The sequence below is a fragment of the Enterobacter sp. 01-M-03-SI-ECC genome (genome assembly GCF_047530215.1).
GTDB lineage: Bacteria > Pseudomonadota > Gammaproteobacteria > Enterobacterales > Enterobacteriaceae > Enterobacter > Enterobacter chengduensis.
In genome coordinates, this window is sequence record NZ_JBLKDA010000003.1 from 145157 (window position 1) to 159727 (window position 14571).

Here is a 14571-nt window from a genome sequence, read left to right on the forward strand (position 1 = left end):
CAATTTCTCGCAATTTTTTCGCCAAAAGTTTGATCTACTCATTGATGGCGAGAATACCGAGGACACAAAAGCGAAAATCGTAAAATCCCCCGTTTGCTAGAATACACAGATAATATTCAGGGTTTGTCGCCGTAAAACAGACCCCTATTTTTTTGCGCAATGTAAGGGTGTTGTCCTATGCAAACTATTGACGGTAATGGTGCAGTTGCCTCAGTCGCCTTCCGCACCAGTGAAGTTATCGCCATCTACCCAATTACGCCAAGTTCAACCATGGCTGAGCAGGCGGACGCCTGGGCGGGTAACGGGTTAAAAAACGTCTGGGGCGATGTCCCAAGGGTCGTTGAAATGCAGTCCGAGGCCGGTGCGATCGCCACGGTACACGGCGCGCTGCAGACCGGTGCGCTTTCCACGTCGTTTACCTCCTCTCAGGGATTGTTGTTAATGATCCCGACGCTTTACAAGCTCGCCGGTCAGCTGACCCCCTTCGTTCTGCACGTCGCTGCGCGTACCGTTGCCACCCACGCGCTCTCTATTTTTGGCGATCACTCTGACGTGATGGCCGTGCGCCAGACCGGCTGCGCGATGCTGTGCGCCAGCAGCGTCCAGGAAGCCCAGGACTTTGCCTTAATTTCGCATATCGCCACGCTCAAAAGCCGCGTGCCGTTTATTCACTTCTTTGATGGTTTCCGCACCTCTCACGAAATCAACAAAATTGTCCCGCTGGCTGACGAGACTATCCTGAACCTGCTCCCGCAGGCGGACATCGACGCGCATCGCGCCCGCGCCCTTAACCCGGAACATCCGGTTATTCGAGGAACGTCGGCGAACCCGGATACGTATTTCCAGTCTCGCGAGGCCACGAACCCGTGGTACAACGCGGTGTACGACCATGTTGAACAGGCGATGAACGACTTTGCCGCCGCAACCGGTCGTGAATACAAACCGTTTGAATACTACGGCCACCCGCAGGCGGATCGGGTCATTGTGCTGATGGGATCAGCCATTGGGACCTGTGAAGAGGTGGTTGACGAGCTGCTGACGCGCGGCGAAAAGGTGGGCGTGCTCAAAGTGCGTCTTTATCGCCCGTTTTCGGCTAAACATCTGCTTTCCGTTCTGCCTGAAAGCGCGCGCGCGGTGGCGGTGCTCGATCGTACCAAAGAGCCCGGCGCGCAGGCGGAACCGCTTTATCTGGACGTCATGACCGCCCTGGCAGAAGCCTTTAACAATGGCGAACGCGAAACGCTGCCGCGCACCGTCGGAGGGCGCTACGGTTTGTCCTCCAAAGAGTTTGGCCCGGACTGCGTGCTGGCGGTATTTAACGAGCTCAGCGAAGCGAAGCCCAAGCCGCGCTTCACCGTCGGCATTTATGATGATGTGACCAACCTGTCCCTGGCCTTGCCGGAAAACACCCTGCCCTCGACCGCCAAACTTGAGGCGCTGTTCTACGGCCTGGGCAGCGACGGCAGCGTCTCCGCGACCAAAAACAACATCAAAATCATCGGTAACTCTACGCCGTGGTACGCCCAGGGGTACTTCGTTTATGACTCCAAGAAAGCCGGCGGCCTGACCGTTTCCCACCTGCGCGTGAGCGAACAGCCCATCCGCTCGGCGTATCTTATTTCTCAGGCTGATTTTGTTGGCTGTCACCAGCTGCAGTTCATCGATAAATATCAGATGGCCGAGCGCCTGAAGCCCGGCGGTATTTTCCTCCTGAATACGCCGTACGGCGCGGATGAGGTCTGGTCACGGCTGCCGCAGGAAGTGCAGGCGGTGCTGAACCAGAAAAAAGCCCGGTTCTATGTCGTCAACGCCGCCAAAATTGCCCGCGAATGCGGCCTTGCTGCGCGTATTAATACCGTGATGCAGATGGCCTTCTTCCATCTGACGAATATCCTGCCGGGAGACAGCGCGCTCGCGGAACTGCAGGGCGCAATAGCCAAAAGCTACAGCAGCAAGGGGCAGGAACTGGTCGAGCGGAACTGGCAGGCGCTGGCGCTGGCGCGCGAATCGCTGTTTGAGGTGCCGCTGCAGCCGGTGAATGCCGCCAGCCCGAACCGCCCTCCGGTCGTGTCCGATGCGGCGCCTGATTTCGTGAAAACGGTAACGGCGGCGATGCTGGCCGGCCTGGGTGACGCCCTGCCCGTCTCGGCGCTGCCGCCGGATGGAACGTGGCCGATGGGCACCACCCGCTGGGAAAAACGTAACATTGCCGAAGAGATTCCTGTCTGGAAAGAGGAGCTGTGCACCCAGTGTAACCACTGCGTCGCGGCCTGCCCGCACTCGGCCATTCGCGCCAAAGTGGTGTCGCCGGAGGAGATGGAATCCGCGCCGTCCAGCCTGCACTCTCTGGACGTGAAGTCCCGCGATATGCGCGGGCAGAAATACGTTCTGCAGGTCGCCCCGGAGGATTGCACCGGCTGTAACCTCTGCGTTGAGGTCTGCCCGGCGAAAGACAGGCAGAACCCGGACATTAAAGCCATCAATATGATGTCGCGCCTGGAGCACGTTGAAGAGGAGAAGGTCAATTATGACTTCTTCCTGAATCTGCCGGAAATCGACCGCAGCAAACTGGAACGTATTGATATCCGCACGTCACAGCTGATCACGCCGCTGTTTGAGTACTCTGGCGCCTGCTCCGGCTGCGGTGAAACGCCGTATATCAAGCTGCTTACCCAGCTGTACGGTGACCGGATGTTGATTGCCAACGCAACCGGCTGTTCATCTATCTACGGCGGTAACCTGCCCTCCACCCCGTACACCACTGACGCCAACGGTCGCGGTCCCGCGTGGGCAAACTCGCTGTTCGAGGACAACGCCGAGTTTGGCCTGGGCTTCCGCCTGACCGTTGACCAGCACCGCACACGCGTGATGCGCCTGCTCGATCAGTTTGCCGGGCAGATCCCTGCCGAACTCAATGCCGCCCTTCACGCAGACGCAACGCCGGAAGTGCGTCGTGAGCAGGTTGCTGAGCTGCGCCGCTCGCTTCAGGGCGTAGCGGGAGCCGAACAGCTGCTGACCGACGCTGACGCCCTGGTCGAAAAATCGATCTGGCTGATTGGCGGTGACGGCTGGGCTTACGATATCGGCTTCGGCGGGCTGGATCACGTGTTGAGCCTGACCGAAAACGTCAACATTCTGGTTCTGGATACACAGTGTTATTCCAATACCGGCGGTCAGGCGTCAAAAGCCACACCGTTAGGCGCCGTGACAAAATTCGGGGAACACGGTAAACGCAAGGCGCGCAAAGATCTCGGCGTGAGCATGATGATGTACGGCCACGTTTACGTCGCGCAAATCTCGCTGGGTGCCCAGCTTAACCAGACGGTAAAAGCAATTCAGGAAGCGGAAGCGTACCCGGGTCCATCGCTGATTATTGCCTACAGCCCTTGCGAGGAGCATGGCTACGACCTGGCGCTCAGCCACGATCAAATGCGTCAGCTGACCGCGACCGGCTTCTGGCCGCTGTACCGGTTCGACCCGCGTCGCGCAGACGAGGGTAAATTACCGCTGGCGCTGGATTCGCGGCCGCCGTCAGATGCCCTGGCCGAGACGTTAATGCAGGAACAGCGCTTCCGTCGCCTTAACGCGCAGCAGCCGGAGGTGGCCGAACAGCTGTGGAAAGATGCCGCTGCGGACCTGCAAAAACGCTATGACTTCCTGGCACAAATGGCGGGTAAAGCCGAAAAACCGACCAGCGACTAGTTCCCCTGCCCGGCTTGTCCGGGCATTTTTTTTGCCATAAAAAAAGCCCGGCGCATTCACACCGGGCAAATCCAAATAATCAATGAAAATCTATTTAGTTTCCTTAATAGCATTCACGTTAATTATGGATGAATCATCTTAAAGGCATATAACGCCATCAAGACTATCGCAATTAACGCCTGATTAATAATTTCAATTTAATATGCTTACCCCTAAATCATTCATAAAACCAATGACCATTACTGCTGATTTATTCAGTTTAGATTTTACTTAATTCGTAACAATAATATTTTATTGCTCTTACACGGGAGTGATTTAGCATGGGACAACTTTCTCTTTCTGAAAGTTCAACAGGTAATTAAATAAAAACAACTGCAAAGGAATATCACAATGCAAAGAAAAGTACTGGCCCTGATGATTCCGGCTCTGTTAATGGCTGGCGCAACGCATGCAGCAGAGATTTATAATAAAGACGGCAATAAATTAGATCTGTACGGAAAAGTAGATGGTCTGCACTATTTCTCCGACGATAAAGGCGCTGACGGGGATCAAACCTACATGCGTCTGGGCTTCAAAGGCGAAACCCAGATCAACGACATGATGACCGGCTACGCGCAGTGGGAATACAACATTCAGGCCAATAATACCGAAGGTTCGGATAACCAGTCCTGGACGCGTCTGGCCTTCGCGGGCGTGAAAGTGGGCGACTACGGCTCCTTCGATTACGGACGTAACTACGGCGTGCTGTACGACGTGGAGGGCTGGACCGATATGCTGCCTGAGTTCGGTGGAGATTCTTATACCAAAGCCGACAACTTCATGACCAGCCGCGCCAACGGCGTGGCAACCTACCGTAACACCGACTTCTATGGTCTGGTGCAGGGTCTGAACTTTGCGCTGCAGTATCAGGGCAAGAATGAAGACGCCAGCAACAATCAGGAAGGCACTAACAACGGCCGCGACACGCGTCACGAGAACGGCGATGGTTTCGGCATCTCTACCACCTATGACTTCGGCATGGGGATCAGTGCGGGTGCCGCCTACACCTCTTCTGACCGCACCAACGAGCAGGTGATGAATACGACTGCGGGCGGTGACAAAGCGGATGCCTGGACTGCGGGCCTGAAATATGACGCCAACAATATCTATCTGGCGGCAATGTATTCTGAAACCCGCAATATGACCCCGTACGGCAATCACACCGACGCCGTGGCGAACAAAACCCAAAACTTTGAGGTGACCGCACAGTATCAGTTCGACTTCGGCCTGCGTCCGACCCTTTCCTACCTGCAGTCTAAAGGTAAGGACCTGGGTAACGGCCAGAGCGACCAGGATCTGGTTAAATACGCTGACGTAGGCGCAACCTACTACTTCAATAAAAACATGTCCACCTACGTTGATTACAAAATCAACATGCTGGATGAAAATGACAGCTTCTACAAAAACAACGGCATCGGTACGGATGATGTCGTAGCGTTAGGTATGGTTTACCAGTTCTAATTATCAGAGCCCGCATGATGATGCGGGCTCCACCATTTTTGAGGTTCGTCACAAAAAATGGGTTCTGGAGTCGTATGGTTGAGGGTAAGTTGAGAGAAAGCTGTTTAAAATGAGTTGAAAGTCTTTACATCACTAAGGATAACAGCGTTGTTTGGTCGTGTATCCGTTGCCGTACTTACTCTTCTCGCGCTAATCTGGATGGCGTTAATTTTTGATTTTGCAGATATTGTCGGGCATCTCGGCGCTGTGTTGAACCACCTGGATGGCGGTTAACCTTACTCCCGGAAAATAAAAAGCCACCAGCAGTGCCGGTGGCGGATTAACACTTAGACGCACTGTTTTTTCACAGGTTGAAGCCACCCGTGAGCTCAACGGTGAATGCCACCGCGGCGCAATGGCACTTCACATCTCGTCTTTTAGCCATGCGCTATACCCCTTTTCTCACCAGCTCAGCCGCTTTCACGAAAACCTCGTCTTCTACTCCATCGCCTTTTTGCCTGCCGAGCCTGACCAGTTCATCGACAATACTATTGCGATGGATCGGTTTTTGCGCTGAAACCAGCCCAATAACGGCTGCTCCAATCGCCAGCCCCACCAGTCCTGTTTGTTCGTCTTTGTTTTTCATATTCATGCTCCCTTGTACAACACAAAAAGCGTAGCATGAATACGCTAAAACGGAATGACGAACAGATTCAAACAGGTACGACCTCTAAAATCGACAGATACGAACGGGTGTCTATTATTTTGTTCAGCTTCAGGTTGGCGTGTTTAAACAAGGCCTGATACTCAGGCTCCGTTCTTGCCCGCCCGCCGTCAAAGCTCGTTAACAGAAGAAGGTCAATTTCAAATCGGCCCTGCTCGTTATTTTCCTTTTTGATAAGCGGTTCAAAAATTAATAACCGGGCGTTTTCTTTCATCGCGTTTCTGCAGCATTGAAGTATCTGAACTGCCTTCTCATCAGGCCAGTCCATCAAAATATATTTGAGGAGATAAATATCCGCTGCTGGACAGGCTGTAAAAAAGCTGCCCTCTACGGTCTTCCATCGACTATCGTCATTTAATCGTGACAGCCGATTGCGCGCAAGCACGTCTTTTTGATCAAACAGGATACCGGTTAAGGTCGGATTTCGACGTAAAACGGCCAGCAATAAATTACCCAGCCCACCGGCGATGTCCGCAACGACAGCGTGTTCAGGGAACGAATAGCTATCTGCGATGACTTCATTCTCTACGGATGACATAGAGGCCATACCGGCATGAAAAATGTTGCCTTCATTCACCGTATCGTCATGCTGCCAGTAGTCGTAAAAAGGCTTACCAAACAATTCATTAAAAACAGGTTTACCCTGGACTATTTCATCCATTTTTGCCGCTGGCTGCCAGAATGTTTGGTCTGTTAACATAAGCACCGCCGCACGCAGCGAAAATTCGTGATCGGAACGCAGGAATTGGGCAGAATGGCTAAGACCGTATTCCGCTTCGGAGACTTCGTTAAAGATCCCACGCGATGATAATAAGCGCATGATGCGGTGAAGAGAGCTGTCATCGACATTAAGCTCCTTCGCCAGCTGCTTAACGGATTTACTTCCTTCAACCAGGCGATCTGCAACGCCTAATATCGCGACAGCCCGGAGTGCTGCATGCCAGACAAACCCCATGCTTTGCTCTAATAAACACATTCCTTCTTTACGGCTTAGTAAATCCAGACTATTACGTTGTGACATTTACTGCTCCTTATCCATAAAGGTGTGTTAAACAGCTAAAAGGTCGCTAGCAAGCGTATGTCTGGCAGTGAGCTTTATCCATAAATTAAGAAAGGTTTATTTATGCGGTGTCGTACCGATTAGCATACAGTTTATTTAAATACGTAAATAAGCAGGGCCACTTACACAACAAATGGATTAATAACAAGCAAAAATTATTATTTTATCAATGATTACAAAATAGCAAAAAAAATACCTATCGTAAGACAGGTATTTACTATTTAGAATCTTGGTGACAACCCATATTTCGGCACTTTGATATTTGCCGCCCAAATTTTAATATCGTTTTGCAGAAGAATCGTAAAATCAGATTTCAGGTGCGTCACCATACCATTGACGCTGTCCGCATCCACCACTGAAAAGTGTTCAATTTTGTTCTGTCCTATCTGAACACAGTCATATCGGGCAGGCAGGATTTTACCATTCACGTTTAGCGACGGGTTATTCTCACCACAGCGGCCCTCAGTAATATATGACACCAGCAGATTAGCGGATTTTCTTCCGGGCTGGGATACGCTTACCATGACGGGAAAACCTTCTGAGGTCTGCGTCATGTCATAAAGAACCGCATTTTTGATATACCAGGTATTATATTCTCGCTCCTGAAAAGCAGCCCAGGAGGGTACAGAAAAGACAACCAGCACTGCCAGCGCAATAGATTTTATTTTCATGGGATGTTGTCGTCCGTGTTGTTGCTCGTATTATTCAGATTGTGCAAAAAACAGCAACACCTTAAGAATTGTCCTACTACTATTGGCAGTTATGGCTGATTCAGGCAATACCTTCATAAAGAAGAAACCGGCGTGAAGTGATAAACCGCCGCCATTGCGGCGATGCTGACGACAATGCTTAAAAAAAAGTAAGTTTTAAAGGGCTGCTTTTGGGTTTTATGGCGAAAGAGCTGTTGGCCCGCGATGGCACCAGGCCAGCCGCCCACCGCGCCATACAGCAGCAGCGTGGCTTCCGGGACCCTGCGCATCCCTTTGCGCGCCGCCATTTTATCTGCGCCATAGATGACTATCGTCAGCACATTGATCAGCAAAAACCACATAGCCAAAGGGTTCGGGGCAAAAAGGCTGCCGATTACAGCCGCGATCGGGAGTAAATAACAAAAGCGATTAAGGATCATAGTATTCGTCACGAGAGTGTTTAGCGGTTTTCGACATCGCATTATACGCAACTTGCCAATCTATCACGCAGCGAATACTGACAACTGAACATTTAAATTCAGTTCAGCAGCCCGGCACCGACGTTCACCGACAGACCCAGGATCGCCAGATTGAAAACAAATGAAATCACTGACTGAAGCAACGCGATTTGCCGCATGTCGGTGGTCCCGGTCGCCACATCGGCGGTCTGCGACGCGACGGCGATGGTGAAGGAAAAATAGATGAAATCCCAGTAGCCCGGCTCATCCGGTTTTTCCGGAAAGATCATCGGGGTGACGTCTTTACTTCGGTGCAGGTAATGGTGGTGAGCGTAATGCATGGCAAATGAGGTGGGCAGCAAGGCCCAGGAAACCACCAGCGTGGCGCCCGTCAGCAACAGATGCAGCACGCGCGGTGTTCCGGTGAGGTGCTTTAGAGAGGTCAGCTCAATCAGAATAGCCAGGATGCTGGCCAGGCAGCCAAGAATCACCATGCCCAGCACCAGCCCCGCGCTCTCATCCTGAATTCTGGCAATATGCGGAATATCCTGTACATCCGTCCGTAACATTCGAAACCACATAAAGAACAGATACAGCCACGCCAGCACGTTCCAGCCAATCAGCAACCGCTGCAGATACCCCAGTTCGGGAGGAAGCACTAAAAAACAGATGAACCCGGCCAAAATCGCTATCAGTAACCGAAAGCGCCCGTGAAAGTAAGTTCTGAAAGAAAAGAGCATGATATGCGTTTATTAGCGAAGGGAGGATAGCTTAACTATAGATCCACTTTTAGCGTCGCTGTAAAACGTGCTGGCATTTGCCACCGGAATCCGTACCATACGCGGCAGACGAATTTTGCCCCTATTGGCTCCGAAGGTAGTACAAATGCAACAGAATCAAGAAATTAATAAAAAAGAGCAATACAACCTGAATAAACTGCAAAAGCGACTGCGCCGTAACGTGGGCGAAGCCATTGCAGACTTCAACATGATTGAAGAAGGCGATCGCATCATGGTTTGCCTGTCAGGGGGGAAAGACAGCTATACCATGCTGGAGATCCTGCGTAATCTTCAGCAAAGCGCACCGGTGAATTTTTCCCTGGTGGCGGTTAACCTTGATCAGAAACAGCCGGGGTTCCCGGAGCACATCCTGCCGGAATACCTCGAGCAGCTGGGCGTTGAGTACAAAATCGTCGAAGAAAATACCTACGGCATTGTGAAAGAGAAAATCCCGGAGGGGAAAACCACCTGCTCACTCTGCTCCCGTCTGCGCCGTGGCATTCTGTATCGTACCGCGACGGAGCTGGGCGCAACCAAAATTGCGCTGGGCCACCACCGCGACGATATCCTGCAGACGCTGTTCCTCAACATGTTCTACGGCGGCAAGATGAAAGGCATGCCGCCTAAGCTGATGAGCGATGACGGTAAACACATCGTGATCCGCCCGCTTGCCTACTGCCGTGAAAAAGACATTGAGCGTTTTTCTCAGGCTAAAGGGTTCCCTATCATTCCATGTAACCTGTGCGGCTCTCAGCCGAACCTGCAGCGTCAGGTGATTGGCGACATGCTGCGCGACTGGGATAAGCGCTACCCGGGCCGCATTGAAACCATGTTCAGTGCGATGCAGAACGTCGTCCCTTCCCATCTCGCGGACGTGGAGCTGTTCGACTTTAAAGGCATCAACCACGAATCAGAAGTAGTAAATGGCGGCGATCTGGCGTTTGACCGGGAAGAGATCCCGATGCAGCCAGCGGGCTGGCAGCCTGAAGAGGATGACAATCAGCTGGACGAGCTGCGTCTGAACGTGCTGGAAGTGAAATAATCGGTTAGCGTCTCAGACACAACGTCTGAGACGCTTCATTCTTTATTTCAGCAGACGTACGCGACAGGTTTTACCCTTGATTTTCCCGTTTTGTAGCTGCTTCCATGCCTTATGAGCAACCGCCTGGCGAACCGCCACATAAACATGTGCCGGATGAACCGCAATCTTACCGATATCCGCCCCGTCCAGACCGATATCTCCGGTCAGCGCGCCCAATACATCCCCCGGACGCATCTTGGCTTTTTTACCGCCATCAATGCACAGCGTTGCCATTTCGGCCTCCAGCGGCACGAGCTTCACGCTGCCCGGTGCACTCAGCCAGTTGAGCTTGATCTGCAACATTTCAGCGAGAATATTGGCGCGCTGCGCCTCTTCCGGCGCGCAGAAGCTGATAGCCAGACCGCTGTTGCCCGCACGTGCGGTACGCCCAATACGGTGCACATGCACTTCCGGATCCCACGCCAGCTCATAGTTCACCACCAGCTCAAGGGATTTGATATCCAGACCGCGCGCAGCGACGTCGGTTGCGACCAGGACGCGGGCGCTGCCGTTAGCGAAACGAACCAGGGTCTGATCGCGATCGCGCTGTTCCAGATCCCCATGTAGGGACAATGCGCTCTGCCCGGCGGCATTCAGGGCATCACAGACCGCCTGACAGTCTTTTTTGGTATTACAGAACACCACGCAGGAGGCAGGCTGATGCTGGCTCAGCAGTTTCTGCAGGAGCGGGATCTTCCCCTGCTGCGAGGTTTCAAAGAACTGCTGTTCGATGGCGGGCAGCGCATCGACGCTGTCGATTTCAATGGTGAGCGGATTTTTTTGCACGCGCCCGCTGATGGCGGCGATAGCGTCCGGCCAGGTGGCAGAGAACAGCAGCGTCTGGCGATCGGCCGGGGCGAAGCGGATCACCTCGTCAATCGCGTCGCTGAAGCCCATATCCAGCATCCGATCGGCCTCATCCATCACCAGCGTTTGCAACACATCCAGCGAGACGGTGCCTTTTTGCAGGTGATCCAGCAGGCGGCCGGGCGTGGCGACAATAATGTGCGGCGCATGCTGGAGTGAATCACGCTGCGCGCCGAACGGCTGTCCGCCACAGAGGGTTAAAATCTTGGTGTTGGGCAGGAAACGCGCCAGGCGACGAAGTTCACCCGCCACCTGATCTGCCAGCTCGCGGGTCGGGCACAGCACCAGAGACTGGGTCTGAAAAAGCGCCGCATCAATGTGCTGCAACAGGCCAAGGCCAAATGCCGCCGTTTTCCCGCTGCCCGTTTTCGCCTGAACGCGCACGTCACGGCCCTCGAGAATGGCGGGCAAGGCGGCCGCCTGAACAGGCGTCATCGTGAGGTATCCCAACTCGTTGAGGTTATCGAGTTGGGCGGCGGGCAGAACATTCAGGGTAGAAAAAGCGGTCACAATAGTCTCTCGTGGTGATCTTTGCGGTCAGATGGCGCGTATCCTCGCAGATCTCGCGGTCCGATGCGACAATTTAATCGGTTCTTCATCGGGCGGCGGGTCGGGCATCGGCTGCGGACGCGGGATGGGGTCAGGCATTGGCACCGGATCGGTCGGGATGGGATCGGATTGACGCGATTGTTGCAGTAGCAGAGCGTTCAGGATGCTCATCATTCCCTCCAGAATTTGCTGTCGTCCCTTTTAGGGTAGACGCTGAGAATCAGGAGGCAAAAAAAAAGCCGACTATTAAAGTCGGCGTCGTACGAATCAATTGTGCTATGCAGTAATTCAAAAAAGGAAGTAAGACAATATGGAGCGCAACGCCCATCGCTTGACGTTGCATTCACCTGCGGGAGTAATATTGCACCTTACGGGGACGATGTTTATTGACTTCGCTCAATTAAAAGCGCGTTTTGAACTTGGTAAAAGCGGAAAAAAGCGTAAATTTACAGCCATTTACTACGATGCAACCACCATGCAACACCACCAATCAAAACAACTAACATCACGCAAAACGCCGTAAAGCCGTAATGGTAGGCATTGCCCGGAATGCCGCCCAGGTTGACGCCAAACAGCCCGGTAAGAAAGGTGCTGGGTAAAAACACCATCGCCATCAGGGACATCGTGTAGGTTCTTCTCGCCAGCGACTCCTGCATCACCTGGGCGATTTCGTCCGCCATCACCGCCGTTCTCGCGATACAGGAATCAATTTCATCCAGGCCGCGGCCCAGCCTGTCGGCAATATCCTGCATTCTGCGGCGCTGATCGTCATTCATCCAGGTAAGCCTTTCGCTGGCGAGGCGCGCATAAACATCGCGCTGCGGCGTCATATAGCGGCGCATTACAATCAGCTGCTTACGTAACAAGGCCAGAAAACCGCGCGGCGGGATCTGCTGATCGAGCAGGTTATCTTCCAGGTCGATGATTTTGTCGTGCAGTTCTTCAATAAACTCGCTCGCATGATCGGTGAGGGCGTCACAGACGTCCACCAGCCAGCTGCCGCAGTCGACCGGCCCGGTGCCCTCTTTCAGATCGTTGACGATATCATCCAGCGCCAGCACCTTACGCTGTCGGGTGGAGACAATCAGCCCATCGTCCATATAGACCCGCATCGCCACCAGCTGATCCGGACGTTCATCCGTGCTGCCGTTAATGCAGCGCAGGGTGATCAGCGTGCCGTCACCCATTCGGCTCACGCGGGGCCGCAGGCTTTCACCCGCCAGCGCATCGCGCACGTTGTTAGGCAAGAGCGGGGTCGATGCCAGCCAGTCAGCGCTGTCGGTGTGGGTATAGTTCAGATGTAGCCAGCAGGGATGCGCACTGTCGATCACATCATTATCTTCCAGCGGCCGGGCACCGCCGCGACCATCCAGCACCCACGCAAAAACTGCGTCAGGAACGTTCAGTTCAGATCCTTTAATGCTTTCCACAGCGCCTCCACCTTTTGAGCTCTTTCGGTGTCAGTCTAGCCTCCATCAGGGGTTAAGCAACAACTATGTATGCCATCGCGCTGAAATCGCTCAGGAAATGTACATGCGGGAATGTCGAGCGTCGAGATTGAGCGTGTAGGCCGGGTAAGCGCAGCGCCACCCGGCATGAAATTGCGGCGGTATCAGAGAGAGTGCTCTGGCCGCTGAAGGAAGGAGGACGAGCCGGTAGATAATGAGGAGAGGGAACCCGGGTCGAGTCTAAAATTACGCGTCCGGGCCTGCAGCTCAATCACCTGATTGCGCAGTACATCAGAGGAACCGTTGAGTTCTTCCGCCATTGCCACGTTACTTTGCGTAACCCGCTCCAGCTCCGAAAGCGCCAGCGTGATCTGGGAAATGCCCTTCTCCTGCTCCGACGTCGACGCGGAAATGTCGTCCATCAACCGGCTGACATTCCCCGAGCCGGTCACGATTTCGTGCATGTTTTTCTCTGCCTGCGACACCACGCTGGCTCCCTGCGTGACGTTGCTGCTGGTGACGTCAATCAGCGTTTTGATGTTCTTCGCGGCCTCTGCGCTGCGGTGTGCCAGGTTTCTGACCTCTTCCGCAACGACGGAAAACCCCTTACCGTGATCGCCCGCCCGAGCCGCCTCAACGGCCGCATTGAGCGCCAGGATATTCGTCTGAAACGCAATGCCGTCAATCAGCGAAATGATCTCCGTCATCTGCTGGGCGCATTCGGTAATGGACTGCATATTGCTGGCGACCTGCCCCATGAGCTCGCCGCCCTTGCGCGCCTGTAGCGTTGCAACGTTTGCCTGCTCGCTCGCCAGACGGGTGTTATCAGCATTGTTTTTGGTGCTCGCGGCCATTTGCTCCATGCTGGCTGCAGTTTGCACTAAAGACGCAGACTGCTGCTCGGTTTTCACCGAGAGCTGAGCGCTTCGCGCCGAGAGTTGATCCGACAAGGTCATGGCGGTCTGCGATGACGCCCTGATCTCGCGCACCAGCGTCGCAATGTTGCCGGAAAGGCTGTTGATCCCGGGGATAAGCCGGCCCGCACAGTTATTGCCAAATTCGGGGATAGAGACGCCCAGGTTTCCTGCCGTCACCTCTTCAATACTTTTCTTCACCGTATTGATCGGCGTGACAAGATACTTCGTCATATAGACCCAGAGCAAAAATAGCGCAACGAAGTTGATGGCGTTAAGCGAAATAAAGAGAGACGGATTGCTGGAAAATAAAACAACGACACCTGCATTAACTAAAAATAGCGATACGAGGAACCCAATAATAAAGGTCCTGATGCTCATATTTTTTAGCATGATAATACCCACGTTTTATATTTTGGTCGGCACTTAGACTTATAGCATTGGCCCGCAAGTTTTTCATTGCAAACGGCGCTTGTTTTTAGTTTCGCCGTTAGCATCCTGAGATTTACCTTAAGTCAGATAAAAAAGAACGTATTAGTGAAAATGTTCTGCTCAGCATGCTGTGATACTGGTCTCCGGCCATGTTAAGCGATAGGATCGCCCGCGGTGAAACGATACGATCGCCCACCTGTTTAAGGAGCTTTGCTACTATTATTCTCTTTTGTTTAGCAACGCTTAAGAAATTAACCATAGAATATATTTTATATTCTTATTAAGTTTTAGAGTATTAATATGACTGGTCATTTTTCACGATAAATAACTAATATGGTTTGAATGCGCATGTTCGTTGCCAGATAAAGAAGTACCCGGCAGGCGAAATC

General features: G+C 53.0%; 12 protein-coding genes. 3 read left to right on the plus strand and 9 right to left on the minus strand.

Annotated features, from left to right (window positions below; translation table 11 throughout):
- Positions 1-177 precede the first annotated feature (177 nt).
- Both nifJ and ompC read left to right on the plus strand, forming a co-directional pair.
- Positions 178-3702 carry a pyruvate:ferredoxin (flavodoxin) oxidoreductase gene (gene nifJ, locus ACMWKK_RS04310; protein ID WP_112780143.1) on the plus strand — a complete coding sequence of 1175 codons (3525 nt, stop codon included), beginning with the start codon at positions 178-180 and terminating at the stop codon, positions 3700-3702.
- 390 nt (positions 3703-4092) lie between these two features.
- On the plus strand, positions 4093-5202 hold the full coding sequence (gene ompC / locus ACMWKK_RS04315; RefSeq protein ID WP_112780142.1) for a porin OmpC: 1110 nt from the start codon (positions 4093-4095) through the stop codon (positions 5200-5202).
- A gap of 427 nt (positions 5203-5629) precedes the next feature.
- Here ompC and ACMWKK_RS04320 read toward each other — a convergent pair whose 3' ends face one another.
- The 5 genes from ACMWKK_RS04320 to ACMWKK_RS04340 form a co-directional block, all read right to left on the minus strand.
- Positions 5630-5827 carry a hypothetical protein gene (locus tag ACMWKK_RS04320; RefSeq protein WP_023312007.1) on the minus strand — a complete coding sequence of 66 codons (198 nt, stop codon included), beginning with the start codon at positions 5825-5827 and terminating at the stop codon, positions 5630-5632.
- A 67-nt stretch (positions 5828-5894) separates the two neighbouring features.
- Positions 5895-6926, minus strand: a complete 1032-nt coding sequence (locus ACMWKK_RS04325; protein WP_112780141.1) for a methyltransferase — start codon at positions 6924-6926, stop codon at positions 5895-5897.
- A gap of 260 nt (positions 6927-7186) precedes the next feature.
- Positions 7187-7636, minus strand: a complete 450-nt coding sequence (locus tag ACMWKK_RS04330) for a hypothetical protein (protein ID WP_112780140.1) — start codon at positions 7634-7636, stop codon at positions 7187-7189.
- A 113-nt stretch (positions 7637-7749) separates the two neighbouring features.
- Entirely contained in the window at positions 7750-8094 is a 345-nt protein-coding gene (locus ACMWKK_RS04335) for a DUF1294 domain-containing protein (protein ID WP_112780139.1), read from the minus strand.
- A gap of 98 nt (positions 8095-8192) precedes the next feature.
- Positions 8193-8852 (minus strand): DUF1345 domain-containing protein, encoded by a 660-nt coding sequence (locus tag ACMWKK_RS04340; protein ID WP_045326601.1) that lies wholly within the window; start codon positions 8850-8852, stop codon positions 8193-8195.
- 145 nt (positions 8853-8997) lie between these two features.
- On the opposite strand from ACMWKK_RS04340, the gene ttcA reads away from it, so the two are divergent.
- Positions 8998-9933, plus strand: coding sequence for a tRNA 2-thiocytidine(32) synthetase TtcA (gene ttcA / locus ACMWKK_RS04345; RefSeq protein ID WP_112780138.1), 936 nt, complete (start codon positions 8998-9000; stop codon positions 9931-9933).
- 42 nt (positions 9934-9975) lie between these two features.
- Here the strand turns inward: ttcA and dbpA are convergent, their stop codons facing one another.
- The 4 genes from dbpA to ACMWKK_RS04365 all read right to left on the minus strand — a co-directional run bounded on the left by dbpA (position 9976) and on the right by ACMWKK_RS04365 (position 14143).
- Positions 9976-11349, minus strand: coding sequence for an ATP-dependent RNA helicase DbpA (gene dbpA / locus ACMWKK_RS04350; RefSeq protein WP_112780137.1), 1374 nt, complete (start codon positions 11347-11349; stop codon positions 9976-9978).
- Positions 11350-11376: 27 nt separating this feature from the next.
- Positions 11377-11550, minus strand: coding sequence for a hypothetical protein (locus ACMWKK_RS04355; RefSeq protein ID WP_308464005.1), 174 nt, complete (start codon positions 11548-11550; stop codon positions 11377-11379).
- Positions 11551-11834: 284 nt separating this feature from the next.
- The gene (zntB, locus tag ACMWKK_RS04360; protein WP_047716631.1) at positions 11835-12818 is read right to left on the minus strand and encodes a zinc transporter ZntB; all 984 of its coding nucleotides are present in this window, start codon (positions 12816-12818) and stop codon (positions 11835-11837) included.
- A 182-nt stretch (positions 12819-13000) separates the two neighbouring features.
- Positions 13001-14143, minus strand: coding sequence for a methyl-accepting chemotaxis protein (locus ACMWKK_RS04365; protein WP_045331140.1), 1143 nt, complete (start codon positions 14141-14143; stop codon positions 13001-13003).
- Positions 14144-14571 lie beyond the last annotated feature (428 nt).

What these genes read in the sequence shown, in the direction of transcription:
- nifJ (WP_112780143.1), top strand. Translation starts at nt 178, where the DNA reads ATGCAAACTATTGACGGTAATGGTGCAGTTGCCTCAGTCGCCTTCCGC.
- ACMWKK_RS04320 (WP_023312007.1), bottom strand. Translation starts at nt 5,827, where the DNA reads ATGAAAAACAAAGACGAACAAACAGGACTGGTGGGGCTGGCGATTGGA.
- ttcA (WP_112780138.1), top strand. Translation starts at nt 8,998, where the DNA reads ATGCAACAGAATCAAGAAATTAATAAAAAAGAGCAATACAACCTGAAT.
- ACMWKK_RS04340 (WP_045326601.1), bottom strand. Translation starts at nt 8,852, where the DNA reads ATGCTCTTTTCTTTCAGAACTTACTTTCACGGGCGCTTTCGGTTACTG.
- ompC (WP_112780142.1), top strand. Translation starts at nt 4,093, where the DNA reads ATGCAAAGAAAAGTACTGGCCCTGATGATTCCGGCTCTGTTAATGGCT.
- ACMWKK_RS04325 (WP_112780141.1), bottom strand. Translation starts at nt 6,926, where the DNA reads ATGTCACAACGTAATAGTCTGGATTTACTAAGCCGTAAAGAAGGAATG.
- ACMWKK_RS04365 (WP_045331140.1), bottom strand. Translation starts at nt 14,143, where the DNA reads ATGCTAAAAAATATGAGCATCAGGACCTTTATTATTGGGTTCCTCGTA.
- ACMWKK_RS04335 (WP_112780139.1), bottom strand. Translation starts at nt 8,094, where the DNA reads ATGATCCTTAATCGCTTTTGTTATTTACTCCCGATCGCGGCTGTAATC.
- ACMWKK_RS04330 (WP_112780140.1), bottom strand. Translation starts at nt 7,636, where the DNA reads ATGAAAATAAAATCTATTGCGCTGGCAGTGCTGGTTGTCTTTTCTGTA.